We start from the raw sequence: 16086 nt of genomic DNA, 5'->3' as shown, positions 1-16086 counted from the left end.
TCAGGTTGATTGACGCCCGTCAGCGGCGGCGGCTAGGTTTCTGGACCATCGTCCAGACGGGCGCCGTCAGCGGACGGCCCTGGGCTGCCACACGATGGAGGTTCCATGGCAACGGCAACCCCGAAGAGATGGCATGTCATCGCCGCCGCGGCCGCGCTGTTGGTCGCCGGCGCGCCCGCCGTCGTCGCCAGCGCCGGTCCGTCCGGCACCGCCGCCGGCCGACCCGAGCGCGCCGAGTGGGCGGGCAGCTGGGCCACCGCTGTCACCCGGGGCAACTCGGTCGGGTTGACCAACACCGGTCTCAACGACCAGAGCGTTCGGATGATCGTGCACGTCTCGGTGGGCGGCCCGGCGCTGCGGGTACGCCTGAGCAACCTCTACGGCGAGCAGGCGATCACTGTCGGTCGCGCCACCGTCGCCCGGCCGAACACCGCGACCCCCGACGACCTTTCCGACATCGACGCGGCGTCGGTGCGCCCGCTGACCTTCACCGGCGCCACCACGACGACCATGAACCGGGGCGCGGAACTGCTCAGCGACCCGTTGGCCTTCCCGGTCGCGGACGACAGTGACCTGGTGGTCACAGTGCACTTCCCGACGCCGACCGGCCCGACCACCTTCCACGGCCAGTCGCAGCAGGCCAACTTCATCGGCGCGGGGGACCTGACCGGGGCGGCCGAGGGCGCCGGGTTCACCACCCGCCCCACCTGCTGCTGGTTCTTCCTCTCCGGCGTCGACGTGCAGCGCAAGGGCAGCCCCGGCGCGCTGGTCGTGCTCAGCGACTCCATCGGCGACGGCAACGGCAGCACCGTCAACGCCAACCGGCGCTGGCCCGACCTGCTCTCCGACCGGTTGCTCGCCGACCGGCCGGACAAGCGCACCCCGGGCGTGCTCAACCTGAGCCTGGCCGGCAACCGACTCAACCACGAGGGCACCGAACCGGGCGACGGCAACTACCCCGGCTACTACCAGCTCGGCCCGAACGCGGCGGCCCGGCTCAACGAGGACGTCTTCGGGCAGACCGGGGTGCGTACCGTCGTCACCCACCTGGGCATCAACGACATCTGGATGTCGAACGACTCACCCGAGGCGATCATCGGCACCCTGCGGCAGATCAACCAGCAGCTCCAGCAGCGCGGGCTGACCAGCCTGGTGGCCACGCTGACACCGTACGAGGGACACGGGGCGCCGGGCGTGTGGACGCCGCAGAAGGAGGCCACCCGCCAGGCGGTGAACGCGTACCTGCGCGGCAGTCGGGAGTTCGACGGGCTGCTCGACTTCGACCGGGTGCTGCGCGACCCGGCCCGGCCCAGCCAACTGCTGCCCGCGTACGACTCGGGAGACCACATCCACCCGAACGACGTCGGCAACCAGGCACTGGCCAACGCCGTGCCGCTGCGGCTGCTCGACCTGTGACAACGGTCGGGGGCGGCGGGTGATCCCCGTCGTCCCCGGCCACCGACATCCTGGGGAGGAGTTGGCCGTGGACGTGGAGGAGATACTCACCGGCCTGTACAGCGAACAGGGCAGACAGGACCCGTACCCGTGGTACGCCGAGCTGCACCGGCTCGGCCCGATCAGCGCGGTGCCGGCGCGCGCCGAGCACCGTACGGTGGCCGCCGTCGCGGTCGGCTACGACCTCATCGACGAGTTGCTGCGTGATCCGGAGTGGACGAAACAGCCGCCGCCGGGCTGGGAGGAGCAGGAGATCCTGCGTACCTTCCAAACCTCGATGATGTTCGTCAACCCGCCCGACCACACGCGGATGCGGCACGTCTTCTCCCGCACCTTCACGCCGCGCCGGCTCGGTGCTCTGGAACCGGTGATCCTGCGGGTGGTCGACGAGCTGTTGGACCGGATGGCGGACGCCGGGGAGGGCGTTGTCGACTTCGTGGCCGACTTCGCGTACCCGATCCCGGCCCTGGTGATGGCCGAGTTCATCGGTATTCCGGCCGCCGACCTGCCGTGGTACCGCGAGCGGGTGGAGTGGATCGACGAGTTCCTGGATGTGGCGGGGAAGACCCCGCAGCGGCTGGCCGCGGCAAACACCGCCGCGCGGGAGTTGCGGGTCTTCTATCGGGAGCTGCTTGAGCACCGCCGTCGAGTGCCCGGGAACGACCTGCTCAGCGGGTTGGTCGAGGCGCTGGACTCCGGGGAGGTGGAGCTGACCGAGGAGGAGCTGGTCAGCAACCTGATCGTGCTGTTCAACGCCAGCTTCGTCACCACCGTCTACATGTTCAGCAATGGGCTGCCGTTGCTGTTGGCGCACCCGGAGACGGTCGCGGCGCTGCCCACCGACGCCACGCTGGCGCAGGGCTGCGTCGACGAGGTGCTGCGGTTGGCGAGCCCTGTGCACTTCCTGGCGCGCGCCGCGCCGGCCGACACCGTGCTGCACGGCGCGCCGGTCGCGAAGGACGACAATGTGCTGATCATGATCGGGGCGGCCAACCGGGACCCGGCCCGCTTCCCGGCCCCGGACACCTTCGACCCGACCCGTCCCGGCCCTCCGTCACTGGCCTTCGGGGTGGGTCTGCACTTCTGCCTCGGCGCGGCGGTGTCGCGGTTGGAGGGTCGCCTCGCGCTGCCCCGGCTGTTCGCCCGGTTCCCGGCGCTGACAGTCACCGAGGCGCCGACGTACAGCGGCAGCCTGTTCCTGCGCGGTATCGACAAGTTACTGGTTAGCACCTGTGGATAGGAGCGAGATGGCCCTGCACCCGGAGGTGGCGGCGTACCGTGCGGCCCGTGCCGCGGCCGGCACCCCGCCGCTGTACGCGCAGACCCTTGCCGAGGCGCGCGCCGCGGACCTGGCCGCGATCCGCGCCGGCGGCGGCGCGGTCGAGCCGGTGACCGAGGTACGCGACGAGCGGATCCCCGGCCCTGCCGGGGAACTACCGTTGCGGGTGTACCGGCCGGCCGGTTCGGGGCCACTGCCCACCCTGCTCTACTTCTTCGGCGGCGGGTGGACGCTCGGCAGCATCGACACCGCCGACGGCATCTGCCGACGCCTGGCCAACGCCGTCCCCTGTCAGGTGATCACCGTCGGCTACCGCCTCGCCCCGGAGCACCCCTTCCCGGCGGCGGTGCACGACTGCCACGCCGCCACCTCCTGGGTCGCCCGGCACGCCGACCGGCTGGGCGTGGACCCGACCCGACTGGCGGTGGGAGGGGACAGCGCCGGCGGGAACCTGGCCGCCGCGGTCACCCTGCTCAGCCGGACCGACGGGCCCCCACTCGCCGCGCAACTGCTGGTCTATCCGAACACCGACCAGAGCGGCGAACCGGCCGGCGACGACGACCCGGCGCTGTTCAACCGCCGTTCGATCGTCTGGTACCGGACGCACTACCTGGCCGACCCGGCCCACGCACGGGATCCGCTGGCCTCCCCGTTGCTCGCCGACGACCTGTCCGGGTTGCCGCCGGCGCTGGTGATCACCGCCGAACTGGATCCCCTCCACGCCGAGGGGCGGCGGTACGCCGAGCGGCTGCGCGACGCTGGTGTGTCCACCCGGCTGGAGCACTACCCGGGCATGATCCACGGGTTCTTCGCCATGCCGGCGACCTTCGCCGACGGGCGGCGGGCGCAGGGGAGCGCGGCGGCGTTCCTCCGCGATCGCTTCGGTCTGGCGGCCGAGCCGGTGGCCACGCCAGGCCCGGGCGATGGGTGAGCGGGTGCTGACCGACCTGCCGGCCGTGTCGCTCGCCGACTACGCCGATCGCGCCCGGGCCCTGCTGCCGCCGGACGTGTGGGACTACCTGGCCGGCGGCAGCGCCTCCGAGGTGACCCTCGCCGCGAACCGGCACGCACTGGACCGGGTCGCGGTGCTGCCCCGGGTGCTGCGCGGCGTGGACACTGCCGACCTCGGCACCCGGCTGCTCGGCCGTCGGTACGCCATGCCGGTCGGGGTGGCGCCGATGGCGTACCAGCGACTGGTGCACCCGGACGGAGAGCTGGGCCTGGCGGCGGCGGCCGGCACGGCCGGGATTCCGTACCTGGCGAGCACGCTGGGCAGCACACCCATCGAACAGGTCACCGGGGCGGGCGCGGACGTCTGGTTCCAGCTCTACTGGCTGCGCGACAGGGCCCTCGTCCGCGACCTGCTGGACCGGGTCGTCGCGGCCGGGTGCCGGGCGCTCGTGGTCACCGTGGACGTCCCGGTGCTCGGTCGACGTCCCCGGGACCTGCGCAACGCGTTCCGGCTGCCGGCCGAGGTGGTCGCCGCGAACCTCCCCGACGGTCGCGACGCGCTGGCGCACTCCGGTGCCCCCGGGGTGTCCGCGATCGCCGCGCACACCGCCGCGTCGTTCGCGCCGGCGCTGCGCTGGGCGGACCTCGCGTGGCTGCGCGAGCGGGTCGACCTGCCGTTGGTGGTCAAGGGGCTGCTGGACCCGCGCGACGCGACCGAGGCGGTACGGGTCGGCGCGGACGCGGTGGTCGTCTCCAACCACGGCGGGCGGCAACTGGACGGCTCACCGGCGAGCGTCACCATGCTGCCGGAGGTCGTCGACGCGGTCGGGGACGGCTGCCAGGTGCTGCTGGACAGCGGCATCCGGGGCGGCACCGACGTGCTGCGGGCGCTGGCGTTGGGCGCGGCCGGGGTGCTGGTCGGCCGGCCGCTGCTCTGGGCGCTGGCCGCCGGTGGCGAATCGGCCGCCCGGGACGCGTTGGCGCTGCTCGCCGCCGAGCTGACCGACGCGCTCACCCTGGCCGGCTGCGCGGACACGGTGGCGGCCGGCGAGCTGCGCACCCTCGGGGTGGGGTGAGCGGTGCGCCGGGCGGGTTGACACAGCGCGTTCATCGGATGGCAATGCGCGACGACCCGAGTGCCGCCGTCCTGGGTGGACGGTCATAATAAGCCGCATGGTTGCCTGGGAGTACGCCCTGCTCGTCCGTCGCTATCAGGGACAGGGCCGCAATTTTCACGTCTCGTTCGTCTGGTACGCGCCGGACGGGTCACGTAAGGACATCACCGCCTACGGCGACACCGCCATCGCGCACCTCAACCGCGCCGGTCGGGAGGGGTGGGAGCTGGTCTCCGCCGCCGAGGACGTCAACAACGTCCAGGGCAGCACCGAAGTCCACCGCTACCACCTCAAGCGCCCCATGGTCTAACGGTCGCCCCCACGCGCTCCCGCGTCGATCATGGAGTTGTGGTGGTGGACGTAAGTCGCGCACCAGCCCGGATCGGGCACCACAACTCCATGATCGACGGGATCGGCGGCTCAGGTCAGGTCGATGCCGGGGTAGAGGGGGTACGTGGCCAGCAGGTCGGTGGCCTGGCGGGCGACCTTGTCGGCCAGGCCGGCGTCCAGGTTGTACTTCGCCTTCGACGGGGTGCCGTCGGCGTTGGCGCCGGCGGTGGTCTGGGTCAGCACGGTGTGGATCAGCTCGGCGGTCTGGTCCATCTCGGCGGCGCCGAGGCCCCGGGTGGTCAGCGCTGGGGTGCCGACCCGGATGCCGGACGTGTACCAGGCCCCGTTCGGGTCCTGCGGGACCGAATTGCGGTTGGTGACGATGCCCGAGTCGAGGAGGGCCTGCTCGGCCTGCCGGCCGGTGAGCTCGTACCCGGACACGTCGATGAGCACCAGGTGGTTGTCGGTGCCACCGGTGACCAGCGTGGCGCCCCGGCTCAGCAGCCCCTCGGCGAGCGCCTGCGCGTTGTCGACGATCCGCTGGGCGTAGTCGGCGAAGTCGGGCCGGCGGGCCTCGGCGAGCGCGACCGCCTTGGCGGCCATCACGTGCGGCAGCGGCCCACCGAGCACCATCGGGCAGCCCCGGTCCACCTGGTCGGCCAGCTCGGGCTGGCAGAGCACCATGCCGCCGCGCGGGCCGCGCAACGACTTGTGCGTGGTGGTCGTGACGATGTGCGCGTGCGGCACCGGGTCGAAGTCGCCGGTGAACACCTTGCCGGCCACCAGGCCGGCGAAGTGCGCCATGTCGACCATGAAGGTGGCGCCGACCGAATCGGCGATCTCCCGCAGGATCCGGAAGTTCACCTTCCGGGGGTACGCCGAGTAGCCGCCCACCAGGATCAGCGGCTTGAACTCGCGGGCGGCCTCGGCCACCCGGTCGTAGTCGATCAGGCCGGTCGCCGGGTCGGTGCCGTAGCTGCGCTGGTCGAACATCTTGCCGGAGATGTTCGGCCGGAAGCCGTGGGTGAGGTGGCCGCCGGCGTCCAGCGACATGCCGAGCATCCGCTGGTTGCCCAGCTCGCGGCGCAGGGCGAACCAGTCGGCCTCGGTGAGGTCGTTGACCTGACGGACCTGGGCCTTCTTCAGGGCGGGGGACTCCACCCGGTCGGCCAGCACCGCCCAGAACGCGACCAGGTTGGCGTCGATGCCCGAGTGCGGCTGCACGTACGCGTGCGCGGCGCCGAACAGTTCCCGGGCGTGCTCGGCGGCGAGCGCCTCGACGGTGTCGACGTTCTGGCAGCCGGCGTAGAAGCGGCGGCCGACGGTGCCCTCGGCGTACTTGTCGCTGAACCAGTTGCCCATGGCCAGCAGGGTCGCCGGGGAGGCGTAGTTCTCGCTGGCGATCAGCTTGAGCGACTCCCGTTGGTCGGTCAGCTCGGCGCCGATGGCGTCGGCCACCCGCGGCTCGACAGCCCGGATCACCTCAAGGGCACTACGGAATGCGGTGGACTCGGCGTTGCGCGACATGCGACCTCCAACAGACGTGCGGGAAGGCCCAGGCGCTCGGCAAACGTCCACGTGACGAGGCCGCTCCCCGATGGTTGTCCATCCCCACGCGCCAGTAACGGCCTGCGCCGATCCTACCGGGCCGGGTCTGGCCGTTCGGGCCGGCCTCCAGCGGAGCTCTGCCGAGGTTCGACGAAGGGCCTGGGTCCGATCAGACCATGGCCAGGGTGCGGGGGATCTCGTCGAGCAGTTCCCGAGCCAGAAAGCCGATCCGGCCGTAGCGGGGGATCAGCCGCTGGCCGCTCACCGAGTGCGCGAACGAGCCCCAGCAGGCCGCCTGCGCCGGGTCGGCACCCCGGGACAGCAGCCCCGCCAGCAGCCCGGCGAGCACGTCCCCGCTGCCGGAGGTGCCCAGCCCGGCGTCGCCGCTCTCCTCCCGCCAACCCCGCCCGTCCGGGGCGGCCACGTGCCCGTACAGCGACACGACCGCCTCGTACCGGGCGGCCAACTCGGCCGCCTCGGCGTCCAGGTCGTCGCCCGGGTCCCGCCCGAGCAGGTGCCCGGCCTCGGTGACGTTGGGGGTGAGCACCACGGGCCGACCCGAGCCGACCAGCAGGTCCGGTGCGTGGCTGAGCGCACCGAGCGCGTACGCGTCGAGCACCAGTGACGTGTCCGGACGGGCCGCCTCCAGGACCAGGCCCAACAGGCTGTTGGTCTCGTCGATCGCCTTCAGGCCGGGGCCGAGGGTCACCACGTGGGCCTGCGCGACCAGCTCGCCGAGCTGGCCGTCGCGGTCGGCGGCCACCGCCCCGTCGGCGGTCTCCGGCAGACCGACCACGAGCGCCTCGGGCACCTGGATGCTCAGGGCGGCGGCGGTGGACTCGGCGGCGGCGAGTTGGAGCACCCCGGCGCCGGCGCGCAACGCGGCCACCCCGGCGAGCAGCACCGCGCCCGGCGTGAAGCGGGAGCCGCCGACCACCAGCACGGTGCCCCGGCTCTCCTTTCCGCCGACCGGCACCGGCAGCGCCCAGTCCCGCAGCAGCCCCGGCGTGATCACCTTCACCTCAGACCGGCTCGGCATGGATCTCGTCCTCCCTGGTGGGCTGGGCGCCCTGCTGACGCAGGTGCTCGACATCGTTGAAGGCGGTGAGCCTCAGTCGTTCCTCGCCGTCCGCCGACCACTCGGTGATCGAACAGTTGGCGATCACGTCCTGCCGGGTGAGCGCCATCAGCTCGTCCTCGGTCAGCCCCTCAACCAGATAGCGAAGCAGGAAGACCAGCGCGTCGTGTCCGAAGAGCAGCACCCGGCAACCCTCGTGGTCGCGGCGCAGGTCGCCCAGCAGCGTCCGCAGCCGCAACGCCACGTCCGTCCAGGACTCCCCGCCCGGCGGCCGGTAGTAGAACTTGCCCAACCGCTCCCGACGGTCGGCCTCGTCCGGGTACCGCCGCCGCACCCCGTGCCCGGTCAGCCCGTCGAGGATGCCCAGCTCCCGATCGCGCAGCCGCTCGTCGCGGTGGACGGGAATGTCGGTGCCGGCCAGGGCCAGCCGGGAGGTCTGCACCGCGCGCAGGTACGGCGACACCACCGCCACATCCGGGCGCTTCGCGTCCGGCAGGTCGGCCAGCCACCTGCCGGTCGCCCGAGCCTGATCCTCGCCGGTCGCGGAGAGCGGCACGTCGGCGTCGCGGTGGGTGAGGTCGATCAGCTCCGCGCCCGACGCCTCGGCCCGCGTCGCCGCGACGTTCGCGGTGCTCTCGCCGTGCCGGACGATCCAGAGGGTTGCCAGTTCCGCCATGCCGCCCCCCTACCCGGGCGCCGTCGACGGTAACCGTGTCCGGTGATCCGCCATGCCGAAGTCCGCTCGGTGGGCGTACGGGGTGGGCGCAGGTCGTACCCTCGGTGGCGTGGCCACGGCGGCGGAGGAGATCCAGGTGGGGGAGCGGCTGGTCCGCGTCTCCAGCCCCGACAAGCCGTACTTTCCGGAGCGGGGGCTGACCAAGCTGGACGTGGTCCGCTACTTCCTGGCGGTGGGTGACGGCATCCTGCGCGCGCTGCGGGATCGGCCGACCATGCTGGAACGCTGGCCCCGCGGCGTCTTCGAGGGCGCGACGATCGCCACCCGGCAGACCAACCGGGGCGATGCGTTCTACCAGAAGCGCCTGCCGGCGGGAGCGCCCGAGTGGGTGCGGACCGCGCACATCACCTTCCCCAGTGGCCGCACGGCCGACGAGGTCGCGCCGAGCGAGTTGGCGGTGGTCATCTGGGCCGCCAACCTGGGCACCCTGCGGTTCCACCCGTGGCCGGTCACCGCCGCCGACGTGGAACGTCCCGACCAGCTGCGCATCGACCTGGACCCGATGCCCGGCGTCGGCTTCGAGCAGGTGGTGCCGGTGGCGCACGAGGTGCGGGCGTTCCTCGCCGAGCTGGGCATGACCGGCTACCCGAAGACCACCGGCGGTCGGGGCCTGCACATCTACCTGTCGATCGAGCCGCGGTGGAGCTTCGGTGACTGCCGTCGGGCGGTGCTCGCGCTGGGCCGGGAGATGCAGCGCCGGCTGCCGGACCTGGTCACCACCACCTGGTGGCGTGAGCAGCGGGACCGGCCGGTCTTCGTCGACTACAACCAGATGGCCCGGGACCACACGGTGACCTCGGCGTACTCGATCCGTCCCACACCGGCCGCGCTGGTTTCGGCGCCCCTGGACTGGTCGGAGCTGGACCAGGTCCGCCCGGAGGACTTCGACGTGCTCAGCATGCCGGCCCGGTTCGCCGAGCGCGGCGACCCGCACGCCGGCCTGGACGGTGACCGGCACTCGCTGGAGCCACTGCTGGAACTGGCCGACCGCGACGGCCTGGAGGCCCCGCCCGAGCGGTGAGCCTTCCGCCCGACCGTCGAGGTCACAGCGCGGCGATCACGGGCTTGAGCACGGTGCCCAGCGGCCCTGCGAGAGTCGCCGAGTAGGTGGCGGTCAGGTGGTGCGCGTCGCGCCAGACGAGGACGCCTCCGATGACGGGGGCACAGCGGTCCGCGGGGCAGATCCAGTCGTTCAGGTCGACCAGACGGACGCCGGCGAGCCCGTCGGCCGCCTCCTCCTGAGCGGGACCGCCCCCACGGCCGAGGGCCTCGTCTCGGGGATTGGCGCACGTCGTCAGGCGTTTCGGGTTCTTGGACACACACTCGGCGATGTCGTTGAGGTGCAGCGGCGTGTCCCGCAGCACCACCACCGGAATCTTCTCCGCGACCATGTCGCTCCACGTCTTTCTCATTTCGCGGGCCATCGCGGACCGCCCCGGCTCGCCTCTGACCGGGTACTCGGCGTTGGTGACGATCAGGAGATCGGGGCGGTTCCCGCCGAGCAGTCCCTCCCGCACCTTCCGGTTCCACTCTGTGCAGGAGGTGTAGGGCCGATCATTTTGGAGGATCTCGGCCGTCAGGAACGGGCAGCCGCCCTTGGTGTAGGTGGCGAGGCGCCAGCCGTTCGTCTCCGCGGCGCGCCGCATGGCGGGTACCCAGTGGTCGCCGTGGGAGTCGCCGACGAGCGCGATGCTGGTCGGCGCGTCCTCCTTGCCGTAGACGCACACCTCCGGGGTCGAGGATTCCAGCGACACGTGGCAACTCTTCGTCGGCTGCAACAGTGGCGTGTCCCGAGCCGCGGCCGCGGGGTTGGGGATGATCGAGTCGACTCGGTCGACGGGTACCCCGGCGCGGCTGGTGCGGGGCGAGGCGCCGAGAGCCACGGCGCCGGGCGCGGACGGCGGCGCCGCCTGCGTGCTGGCACCGGGGACCTGGCCCATGATGACCGACGAGGCGGGGGTCGGGCTGTCCGTCGAGGGGATGGCCAGCTGGAACGCCAGACCGGCCAGCGCGGCGGCGCCGGTGCACACGGCGCCGACGCGCAGGGCGACGGATGGCTGGTGGGTGAGGGTCGGTGACCGGCGCACCGGATTCTCGACGAGGTGGTATGTCAGCGCGGCGGGGATCGTCGAGACGGCGACGACCGCGAGCGCGGCGCCGACGCCGAGTTCCCCGAACTGCGCCCGCGCGGCGATCAGCACCGGCCAGTGCCACAGGTAGAGCGAGTAGGAGATCCCACCGACGTAGCGCAGTGGTTGTCGGCCCAGCAGCAGCGCAGGTCCGGCGCGGCCGGCCGCCGGGCCGAACGCGATCACGGCGGCGGTGCCGAGGGTGGGGCCGAGCGCGGCGTACCCGGGGAAGCCGGCCGTCGAGCCGATCAACGCGGCCGACGCGCCGACGGCGAGCAGCCCGGCCCAGGCCAGCGGCACGGCCACCAGACGCGGAGACCGGCCCAGCCGGGCCGCCGTGACGGCGACGGCGCCGCCGAGAGCCAGCTCCCACATCCGGGTCGTCGTGACGTAGTACGCCGACGGGTCGGTCGGCGAGGCGTACAGCGCCCAGGCGAACGAGGGGACCGCGATCAGCGTGAGCCCGAGCAGGTAGAGACCGCGGTGACCCCGTCCGCGACGGCGGGCGAACCAGCCGAGGGTGAGCAGCAGCAGCGGCCAGACGAGGTAGAACTGCTCCTCGACGGCGAGGGACCAGAAGTGTTGGGCGATGCTCGGGGCGTTGTTGGCGGCGACGTAGTCGACGGATTGCCCGGCCATCCGCCAGTTCATGGCGTAGCAGGCGCTGGCGATGACGTCCCAGGCTGTCGTGGACCAGCGGCCGCGCGGCAGGAAGAAGTAGGTCAGCACGAGGGTGGCGACGAGCACCGTCGCGGCGGCGGGCAGGAGGCGCTTCGCCCGTCGGGCGTAGAAGGCGGTGAGCGAGAGCCGTCCCCGCTGGTCGAGCTCTTCGAGTAGCAGACCGGTGATGAGGAAGCCGGAGATCACGAAGAACACGTCCACGCCGACGAAGCCGGCGGGCAGGTGGGGGACTCCGGCGTGGCCGAGAAGCACCAGCAGCACGGCCACAGCCCGCAGGCCCTCGATGTCCCCGCGGAAGGAGCGCGAGCCGGCCGGCGTCGCCGACGCGGGCGGTGGCGGCGGGGCGGCGGAGACCCTGGCCTGTGTCCACAACTCGTTTGCGATAACCACGTCGCGGAGCGTAAGGCGTATTTATCCCCGAAACAGCCATCTCGGGTGTTTTGTCATCTGATTCGTGTTATGGCGCTACTGCCACGGGCTCTGCGTCCCGTCAAACTCCTCGAAGACCAACCACGACCGCGTCGACAGCACCCCGGCGATGCGCTGCACCCGGTCGAGCACCACGTCCCGCAGGGCGGCGTTGTCCGGCGCCCGAACCAGGGCCAGCACGTCGTGCTCGCCGCTGAGCAGCGCGGCGTGCTCGATGTAGCGCACCCGGGCCAGCTCGGCCGACACCTCCCGCCAGGTGTTCTGCTCGATGGTCAGGGCGATGTACGCCGAGGTGCCCAGCCCGGCCGCCTCGGGCGCCACCTGGGCCCGGAACCCCGTGATCACCCCGTCGCGGAGCAACCGCTCCACCCGGGCGTACGCGTTGGTGCGGGAGATGTGGATGCGCTCGGCCAGGGTGCGCACCGACGTCCGCCCGTCGCGGACCAGCTCGTCGAGGATCCGCCTGTCGACCTCGTCCAACACTCGGGCCGATCGTCCCGATCCCACGCCCCGGCTCGCTTCGTCGGCGGTCTCCTGGCTCACTGATGGGCCCTCCGCATGCCAACCGTCCCGCCTTCCGTGTCGATCTTGAGTCAATCATCCACAAGCGGAAGCATAGGCTCACCACACGTCCCAGGAGGTTCCGCCGTGACGACCACTCCCCAGGCGGTCCGCAGGGCATCCCCGCGCGCCCGTCGGACGGTCACCCCGCCCGACCCGGCACGCTCGTTGCTACCGGACGCCGAGCCGGTCCGCCTGCTCGCCGAGAACGGCACGCCGCTGCCCGCCCGCGCCGACTACCCCGAACCACCTGCCGAGGTGCTGCGCGAGCTGTACCGCCGGATGGTGCTCGGCCGCCGCTTCGACACCCAGGCGACCGCCCTGACCAAGCAGGGTCGGCTCGCCGTCTACCCGTCCTCGCGGGGTCAGGAGGCGTGCCAGGTCGGCGCGGTCCTCGCGGTCCGCGACACCGACTGGGTCTTCCCCACGTACCGCGAGTCGATGGCGCTGGTTGCCCGGGGCATCGACCCGGTCGAGGTGCTCACCCTCCTGCGCGGCGACTGGCACTGCGGCTACGACCCGACCGAGGTACGCACCGCACCGCAGTGCACCCCGCTGGCCACCCAGTGTGTGCACGCCGCCGGACTGGCGCACGGCGAGGCGTACCAGGGTCGCGACACCGTGGCGCTGGCCTTCATCGGCGACGGCGCCACCAGCGAGGGCGACTTCCACGAGGGGATCAACTTCGCCGCCGTGTTCAAGGCGCCGGTCGTCTACTTCGTGCAGAACAACAGGTACGCGATCAGCGTCCCGCTGTCGCGGCAGACCGCCGCGCCGTCGCTGGCCTACAAGGGCGTCGGGTACGGCGTACCCAGCGAGCAGGTCGACGGCAACGACCCCGTCGCGGTGCTCGCCGTGCTCACCCGCGCGGTCGCCCACGCCCGGGCCGGCAAGGGGCCGTTCCTGGTCGAGGCGCACACCTACCGGATGGAGCCGCACACCAACGCCGACGACGCCAGTCGCTACCGCGACCGCGCCGAGGTCGACGCCTGGCGGGACCGGGACCCGGTCGCCCGGCTGGAAACCTACCTGCGGGCCCGCGGTGTGCTCGACGACGCGGCGGCCGCCGAGATCGCCGAGCAGGCCGAGGCGTACGCGGCGGACCTACGGACCCGGATGAACGAGCAGCCCACCGTCGACCCGCTGAGCCTCTTCGACCACGTCTACGCCGAGCCCACCCCGCAGCTGATCGAACAACGCGAGCAGGTCCGCGCCGAGCTGGCCGCCGCCCACGCCGAGGAGGGTGACGCCTGATGGCCACCACCATGGCCAAGGCGCTCAACACCGCGCTCGCCGACGCGCTCGCCGCCGACGACCGGGTCGTCGTCTTCGGTGAGGACGTCGGCGCGCTCGGCGGCGTCTTCCGGATCACCGACGGCCTCCAGGCCCGCTTCGGCGAGAACCGCTGCTTCGACACCCCCCTCGCCGAGGCCGGCATCGTCGGCTTCGCCGTCGGCCTGGCCATGTCCGGCCTGCGCCCGGTGGTCGAGATGCAGTTCGACGCGTTCGCGTACCCGGCGTTCGAGCAGATCGCCTCGCACGTGGCGAAGCTGCGCAACCGCACCCGGGGCGCGCTGAGCGTGCCGATCGTCATCCGCGTGCCGTACGCGGGCGGGATCGGCGGGGTCGAGCACCACTGCGACTCGTCCGAGGCGTACTACGCGCACACCCCCGGGCTGAAGGTGGTCACCCCGGCGACCGTCGACGACGCGTACTCGCTGCTGCGCGAGGCCATCGAGGACCCCGACCCGGTGATCTTCATGGAGCCCAAGAAGCTCTACTTCGCCAGCGACGAGGCGTCCCTGCCGACCCGCACCGAACCGTTCGGCCGGGCCGTCGTGCGCCGGCCCGGACGCGACGCCACACTTGTGGCGTACGGGCCGGCGGTGCCGGTCGCGCTGGAGGCCGCCGAGGCCGCGCGGGAGGAGGGATGGGACCTGGAGGTCGTCGACGTGCGCACGATCGTGCCGTTCGACGACGCCACCATCACCGCCTCCGTCCGGCGTACCGGCCGGTGCGTGGTGATCCAGGAGGCGCCCGGCTTCGCGGGCGTCGGCGCGGAGATCGCCGCCCGGGTGCAGGAGCGCTGCTTCCACGCGCTGCACGCCCCGGTGCTGCGGGTCGCCGGGCTGGACATCCCGTACCCGGCGCCGATGCTGGAGCACACCCACCTGCCCGGCGTGGACCGGGTGCTCGACGCGGTGGCCCGCCTCCAGTGGGACGACCAGCCGGACGCGCGTTGGGCGGCGGCATGACCATCGTCGGACGGACACAGGTCTTCCTCCTGCCCGACCTGGGCGAGGGGCTCAGCGAAGCCGAGATCGTCGAGTGGCGGGTCGCCGTCGGCGACGTGGTCACTGTCGACCAGAGCGTGGTCGAGGTGGAGACCGCCAAGGCCGTCGTCGACGTGCCCTGCCCGTACGCAGGCCGGGTGGTCACCCTGCACGGCGCGGCCGGTGAGGTACGCCCGGTCGGCCAGCCGTTGATCACCATCGCGCCGCTGGACGGGGGCGACGAGCCCGCCGGGCACGCCACCTACCGCGAGGAGGAGCGGGCCGGCTCCGGCAACGTGCTGATCGGGTACGGCACCGGCCACGGCAACACCACCCGCCGTCGGCGTCGGCCCCGCCTGGCGGTGGCCCCCGAACCGGCCGACGCCGACTCGACCGCCGACCCGACCGGCGGCACCGGTCCGGCCGCCGGTGGTGCGCCCGACGCGGGTGCCGGGTCCGGCGACGCGGCGCGGTCGCCCGCCGCCCTGGTCATCTCTCCGATCGTGCGACGGCTGGCCCGCGAGCGCGGCGTCGACCTCGCCACCCTGCGGGGCACCGGGCCCGGGGGCGTGATCCGCCGCGCCGACGTGGAGGCCGCGCCGACCGTGCCCGCCACCCGACTCGCCGCCGTTCCGGACCCGCAGCCGGGTTCGGCGCCGGTCGGGGATGGCGACGTGATCGTCCCGCTCACCGGCGTCCGCAAGGTCATCGCCGACAAGCTCTCCCGCAGCCGGCGGGAGATCCCGGAGGTGACCATCTGGGTCGACGTGGACGCCACCGGGCTGCTGGAGACCCGCGCCGCGATCAACGCGGCGACGCCCGACGCGCCGGTGAGCATCCTGGCCCTACTGGCCCGGATCTGCCTCAGCGGGCTGCGCCGATTCCCGCAGCTCAACGCCCGGGTCGACACCGAGGGGCAGCGGATCATCCAGTCCGCCGGGGTGCACCTCGGCATCGCCGCGCAGACCGACAGGGGTCTGCTGGTGCCGGTGCTGCGCGACGCCCAGCGGCTCACCACCGCCGAACTGGCCGCCGAACTGACCGCGACCACTGCCGCCGCGCGAGCCGGCAGCCTGCCCCCGGCCCGGCTGACCGGCGGCACCTTCACGCTGAACAACTACGGGGTGTTCGGCGTCGACGGCTCCACACCGATCATCAACCACCCCGAGGCGGCCCTGCTCGGGGTCGGACGGATCGTGGACAAGCCATGGGTGGTCGACGGGCAACTCGCCGTCCGCAAGGTGACCCAGCTCAGCCTCACCTTCGACCACCGGGTCTGCGACGGCGGGGTGGCCGGTGGCTTCCTGCGGCACGTCGCCGACTGCGTGGAGCGCCCGGCGCTGCTGATCGCCGCCGTCTGACGCGTACCCCCCGGACCCCGGCGCCGCTCGTGCGGCGCCGGGGTCGGCGCACGTCCGGGGTTTCCCGGCGGTGCGAGCGGGCCGGGGTTTCCGGCGGTGTGATCGGGCCAGGGTTTCCCGGCGGCTGCACCGGGAAGTCGGCCCCGCCGGAGCGCACCGA

General features: G+C 72.7%; 14 protein-coding genes and 1 riboswitch. Of the genes, 9 read left to right on the top strand and 5 right to left on the bottom strand.

Features of this window, described 5'->3' with window-relative positions; translation table 11 throughout:
• Window positions 1–138: 138 nt before the first annotated feature.
• The 5 genes from KBX71_RS19280 (at window position 139) to KBX71_RS19260 (ending at window position 5110) form a co-directional block, all read left to right on the top strand.
• Entirely contained in the window at window positions 139–1416 is a 1278-nt protein-coding gene (locus KBX71_RS19280) for an SGNH/GDSL hydrolase family protein (protein ID WP_210819449.1), read from the top strand.
• Window positions 1417–1483: 67 nt separating this feature from the next.
• Window positions 1484–2695 (top strand): cytochrome P450, encoded by a 1212-nt coding sequence (locus tag KBX71_RS19275; RefSeq protein ID WP_210819385.1) that lies wholly within the window; start codon window positions 1484–1486, stop codon window positions 2693–2695.
• 7 nt (window positions 2696–2702) lie between these two features.
• A complete protein-coding gene (locus tag KBX71_RS19270; protein ID WP_210819384.1) occupies window positions 2703–3665 on the top strand; it encodes an alpha/beta hydrolase in 963 nt (320 codons plus the stop codon).
• Complete coding sequence (locus KBX71_RS19265) at window positions 3658–4761, top strand: alpha-hydroxy acid oxidase (protein WP_210819383.1); 1104 nt, start codon at window positions 3658–3660, stop codon at window positions 4759–4761. Before KBX71_RS19270 ends, KBX71_RS19265 begins: the two co-directional genes overlap by 8 nt.
• An 88-nt stretch (window positions 4762–4849) precedes the next feature.
• Window positions 4850–5110: a hypothetical protein gene (locus tag KBX71_RS19260; protein WP_210819448.1), complete on the top strand. Its 261-nt coding sequence runs from the start codon at window positions 4850–4852 to the stop codon at window positions 5108–5110.
• Between the two features lie 110 nt (window positions 5111–5220).
• On the opposite strand, the gene KBX71_RS19255 is transcribed toward KBX71_RS19260, so the two are convergent.
• The 3 genes from KBX71_RS19255 to KBX71_RS19245 form a co-directional block, all read right to left on the bottom strand.
• Window positions 5221–6657, bottom strand: a complete 1437-nt coding sequence (locus tag KBX71_RS19255) for a glycine hydroxymethyltransferase (RefSeq protein WP_210819382.1) — start codon at window positions 6655–6657, stop codon at window positions 5221–5223.
• A 19-nt stretch (window positions 6658–6676) separates the two neighbouring features.
• A riboswitch (ZMP/ZTP riboswitch) is annotated at window positions 6677–6766 on the bottom strand.
• A gap of 81 nt (window positions 6767–6847) precedes the next feature.
• The gene (locus tag KBX71_RS19250; protein WP_210819381.1) at window positions 6848–7717 is read right to left on the bottom strand and encodes an NAD(P)H-hydrate dehydratase; all 870 of its coding nucleotides are present in this window, start codon (window positions 7715–7717) and stop codon (window positions 6848–6850) included.
• Window positions 7701–8432, bottom strand: coding sequence for a histidine phosphatase family protein (locus KBX71_RS19245; RefSeq protein ID WP_210819380.1), 732 nt, complete (start codon window positions 8430–8432; stop codon window positions 7701–7703). Before KBX71_RS19245 ends, KBX71_RS19250 begins: the two co-directional genes overlap by 17 nt.
• 52 nt (window positions 8433–8484) lie before the next feature.
• On the opposite strand from KBX71_RS19245, the gene KBX71_RS19240 reads away from it, so the two are divergent.
• Window positions 8485–9513: a DNA polymerase domain-containing protein gene (locus KBX71_RS19240; RefSeq protein ID WP_247683732.1), complete on the top strand. Its 1029-nt coding sequence runs from the start codon at window positions 8485–8487 to the stop codon at window positions 9511–9513.
• A 22-nt stretch (window positions 9514–9535) separates the two neighbouring features.
• Here KBX71_RS19240 and KBX71_RS19235 read toward each other — a convergent pair whose 3' ends face one another.
• Window positions 9536–11692, bottom strand: a complete 2157-nt coding sequence (locus KBX71_RS19235) for an acyltransferase family protein (RefSeq protein WP_210819379.1) — start codon at window positions 11690–11692, stop codon at window positions 9536–9538.
• A 75-nt stretch (window positions 11693–11767) separates the two neighbouring features.
• Window positions 11768–12238, bottom strand: a complete 471-nt coding sequence (locus KBX71_RS19230; protein ID WP_210819446.1) for an Lrp/AsnC family transcriptional regulator — start codon at window positions 12236–12238, stop codon at window positions 11768–11770.
• Window positions 12239–12379: 141 nt separating this feature from the next.
• Here KBX71_RS19230 and pdhA point away from each other — a divergent pair, with 141 nt between their 5' ends.
• Genes pdhA through KBX71_RS19215 form a run of 3 tightly spaced genes read left to right on the top strand, consistent with a single transcriptional unit; the run spans window position 12380 to window position 15926 of the window.
• Complete coding sequence (gene pdhA, locus KBX71_RS19225; protein WP_374102617.1) at window positions 12380–13546, top strand: pyruvate dehydrogenase (acetyl-transferring) E1 component subunit alpha; 1167 nt, start codon at window positions 12380–12382, stop codon at window positions 13544–13546.
• On the top strand, window positions 13543–14547 hold the full coding sequence (locus tag KBX71_RS19220; protein ID WP_196930124.1) for an alpha-ketoacid dehydrogenase subunit beta: 1005 nt from the start codon (window positions 13543–13545) through the stop codon (window positions 14545–14547). The genes pdhA and KBX71_RS19220 overlap by 4 nt, the downstream gene beginning before the upstream one ends.
• The gene (locus KBX71_RS19215; protein ID WP_210819378.1) at window positions 14544–15926 is read left to right on the top strand and encodes a dihydrolipoamide acetyltransferase family protein; all 1383 of its coding nucleotides are present in this window, start codon (window positions 14544–14546) and stop codon (window positions 15924–15926) included. Before KBX71_RS19220 ends, KBX71_RS19215 begins: the two co-directional genes overlap by 4 nt.
• Window positions 15927–16086: the final 160 nt, after the last annotated feature.

This window comes from Micromonospora sp. D93 (genome assembly GCF_018070365.1).
Lineage (GTDB): Bacteria > Actinomycetota > Actinomycetes > Mycobacteriales > Micromonosporaceae > Micromonospora > Micromonospora ureilytica.
The sequence above is the reverse complement of the archived record's forward strand: the minus strand, read 5'-3'. Positions and strand labels throughout refer to the sequence as shown.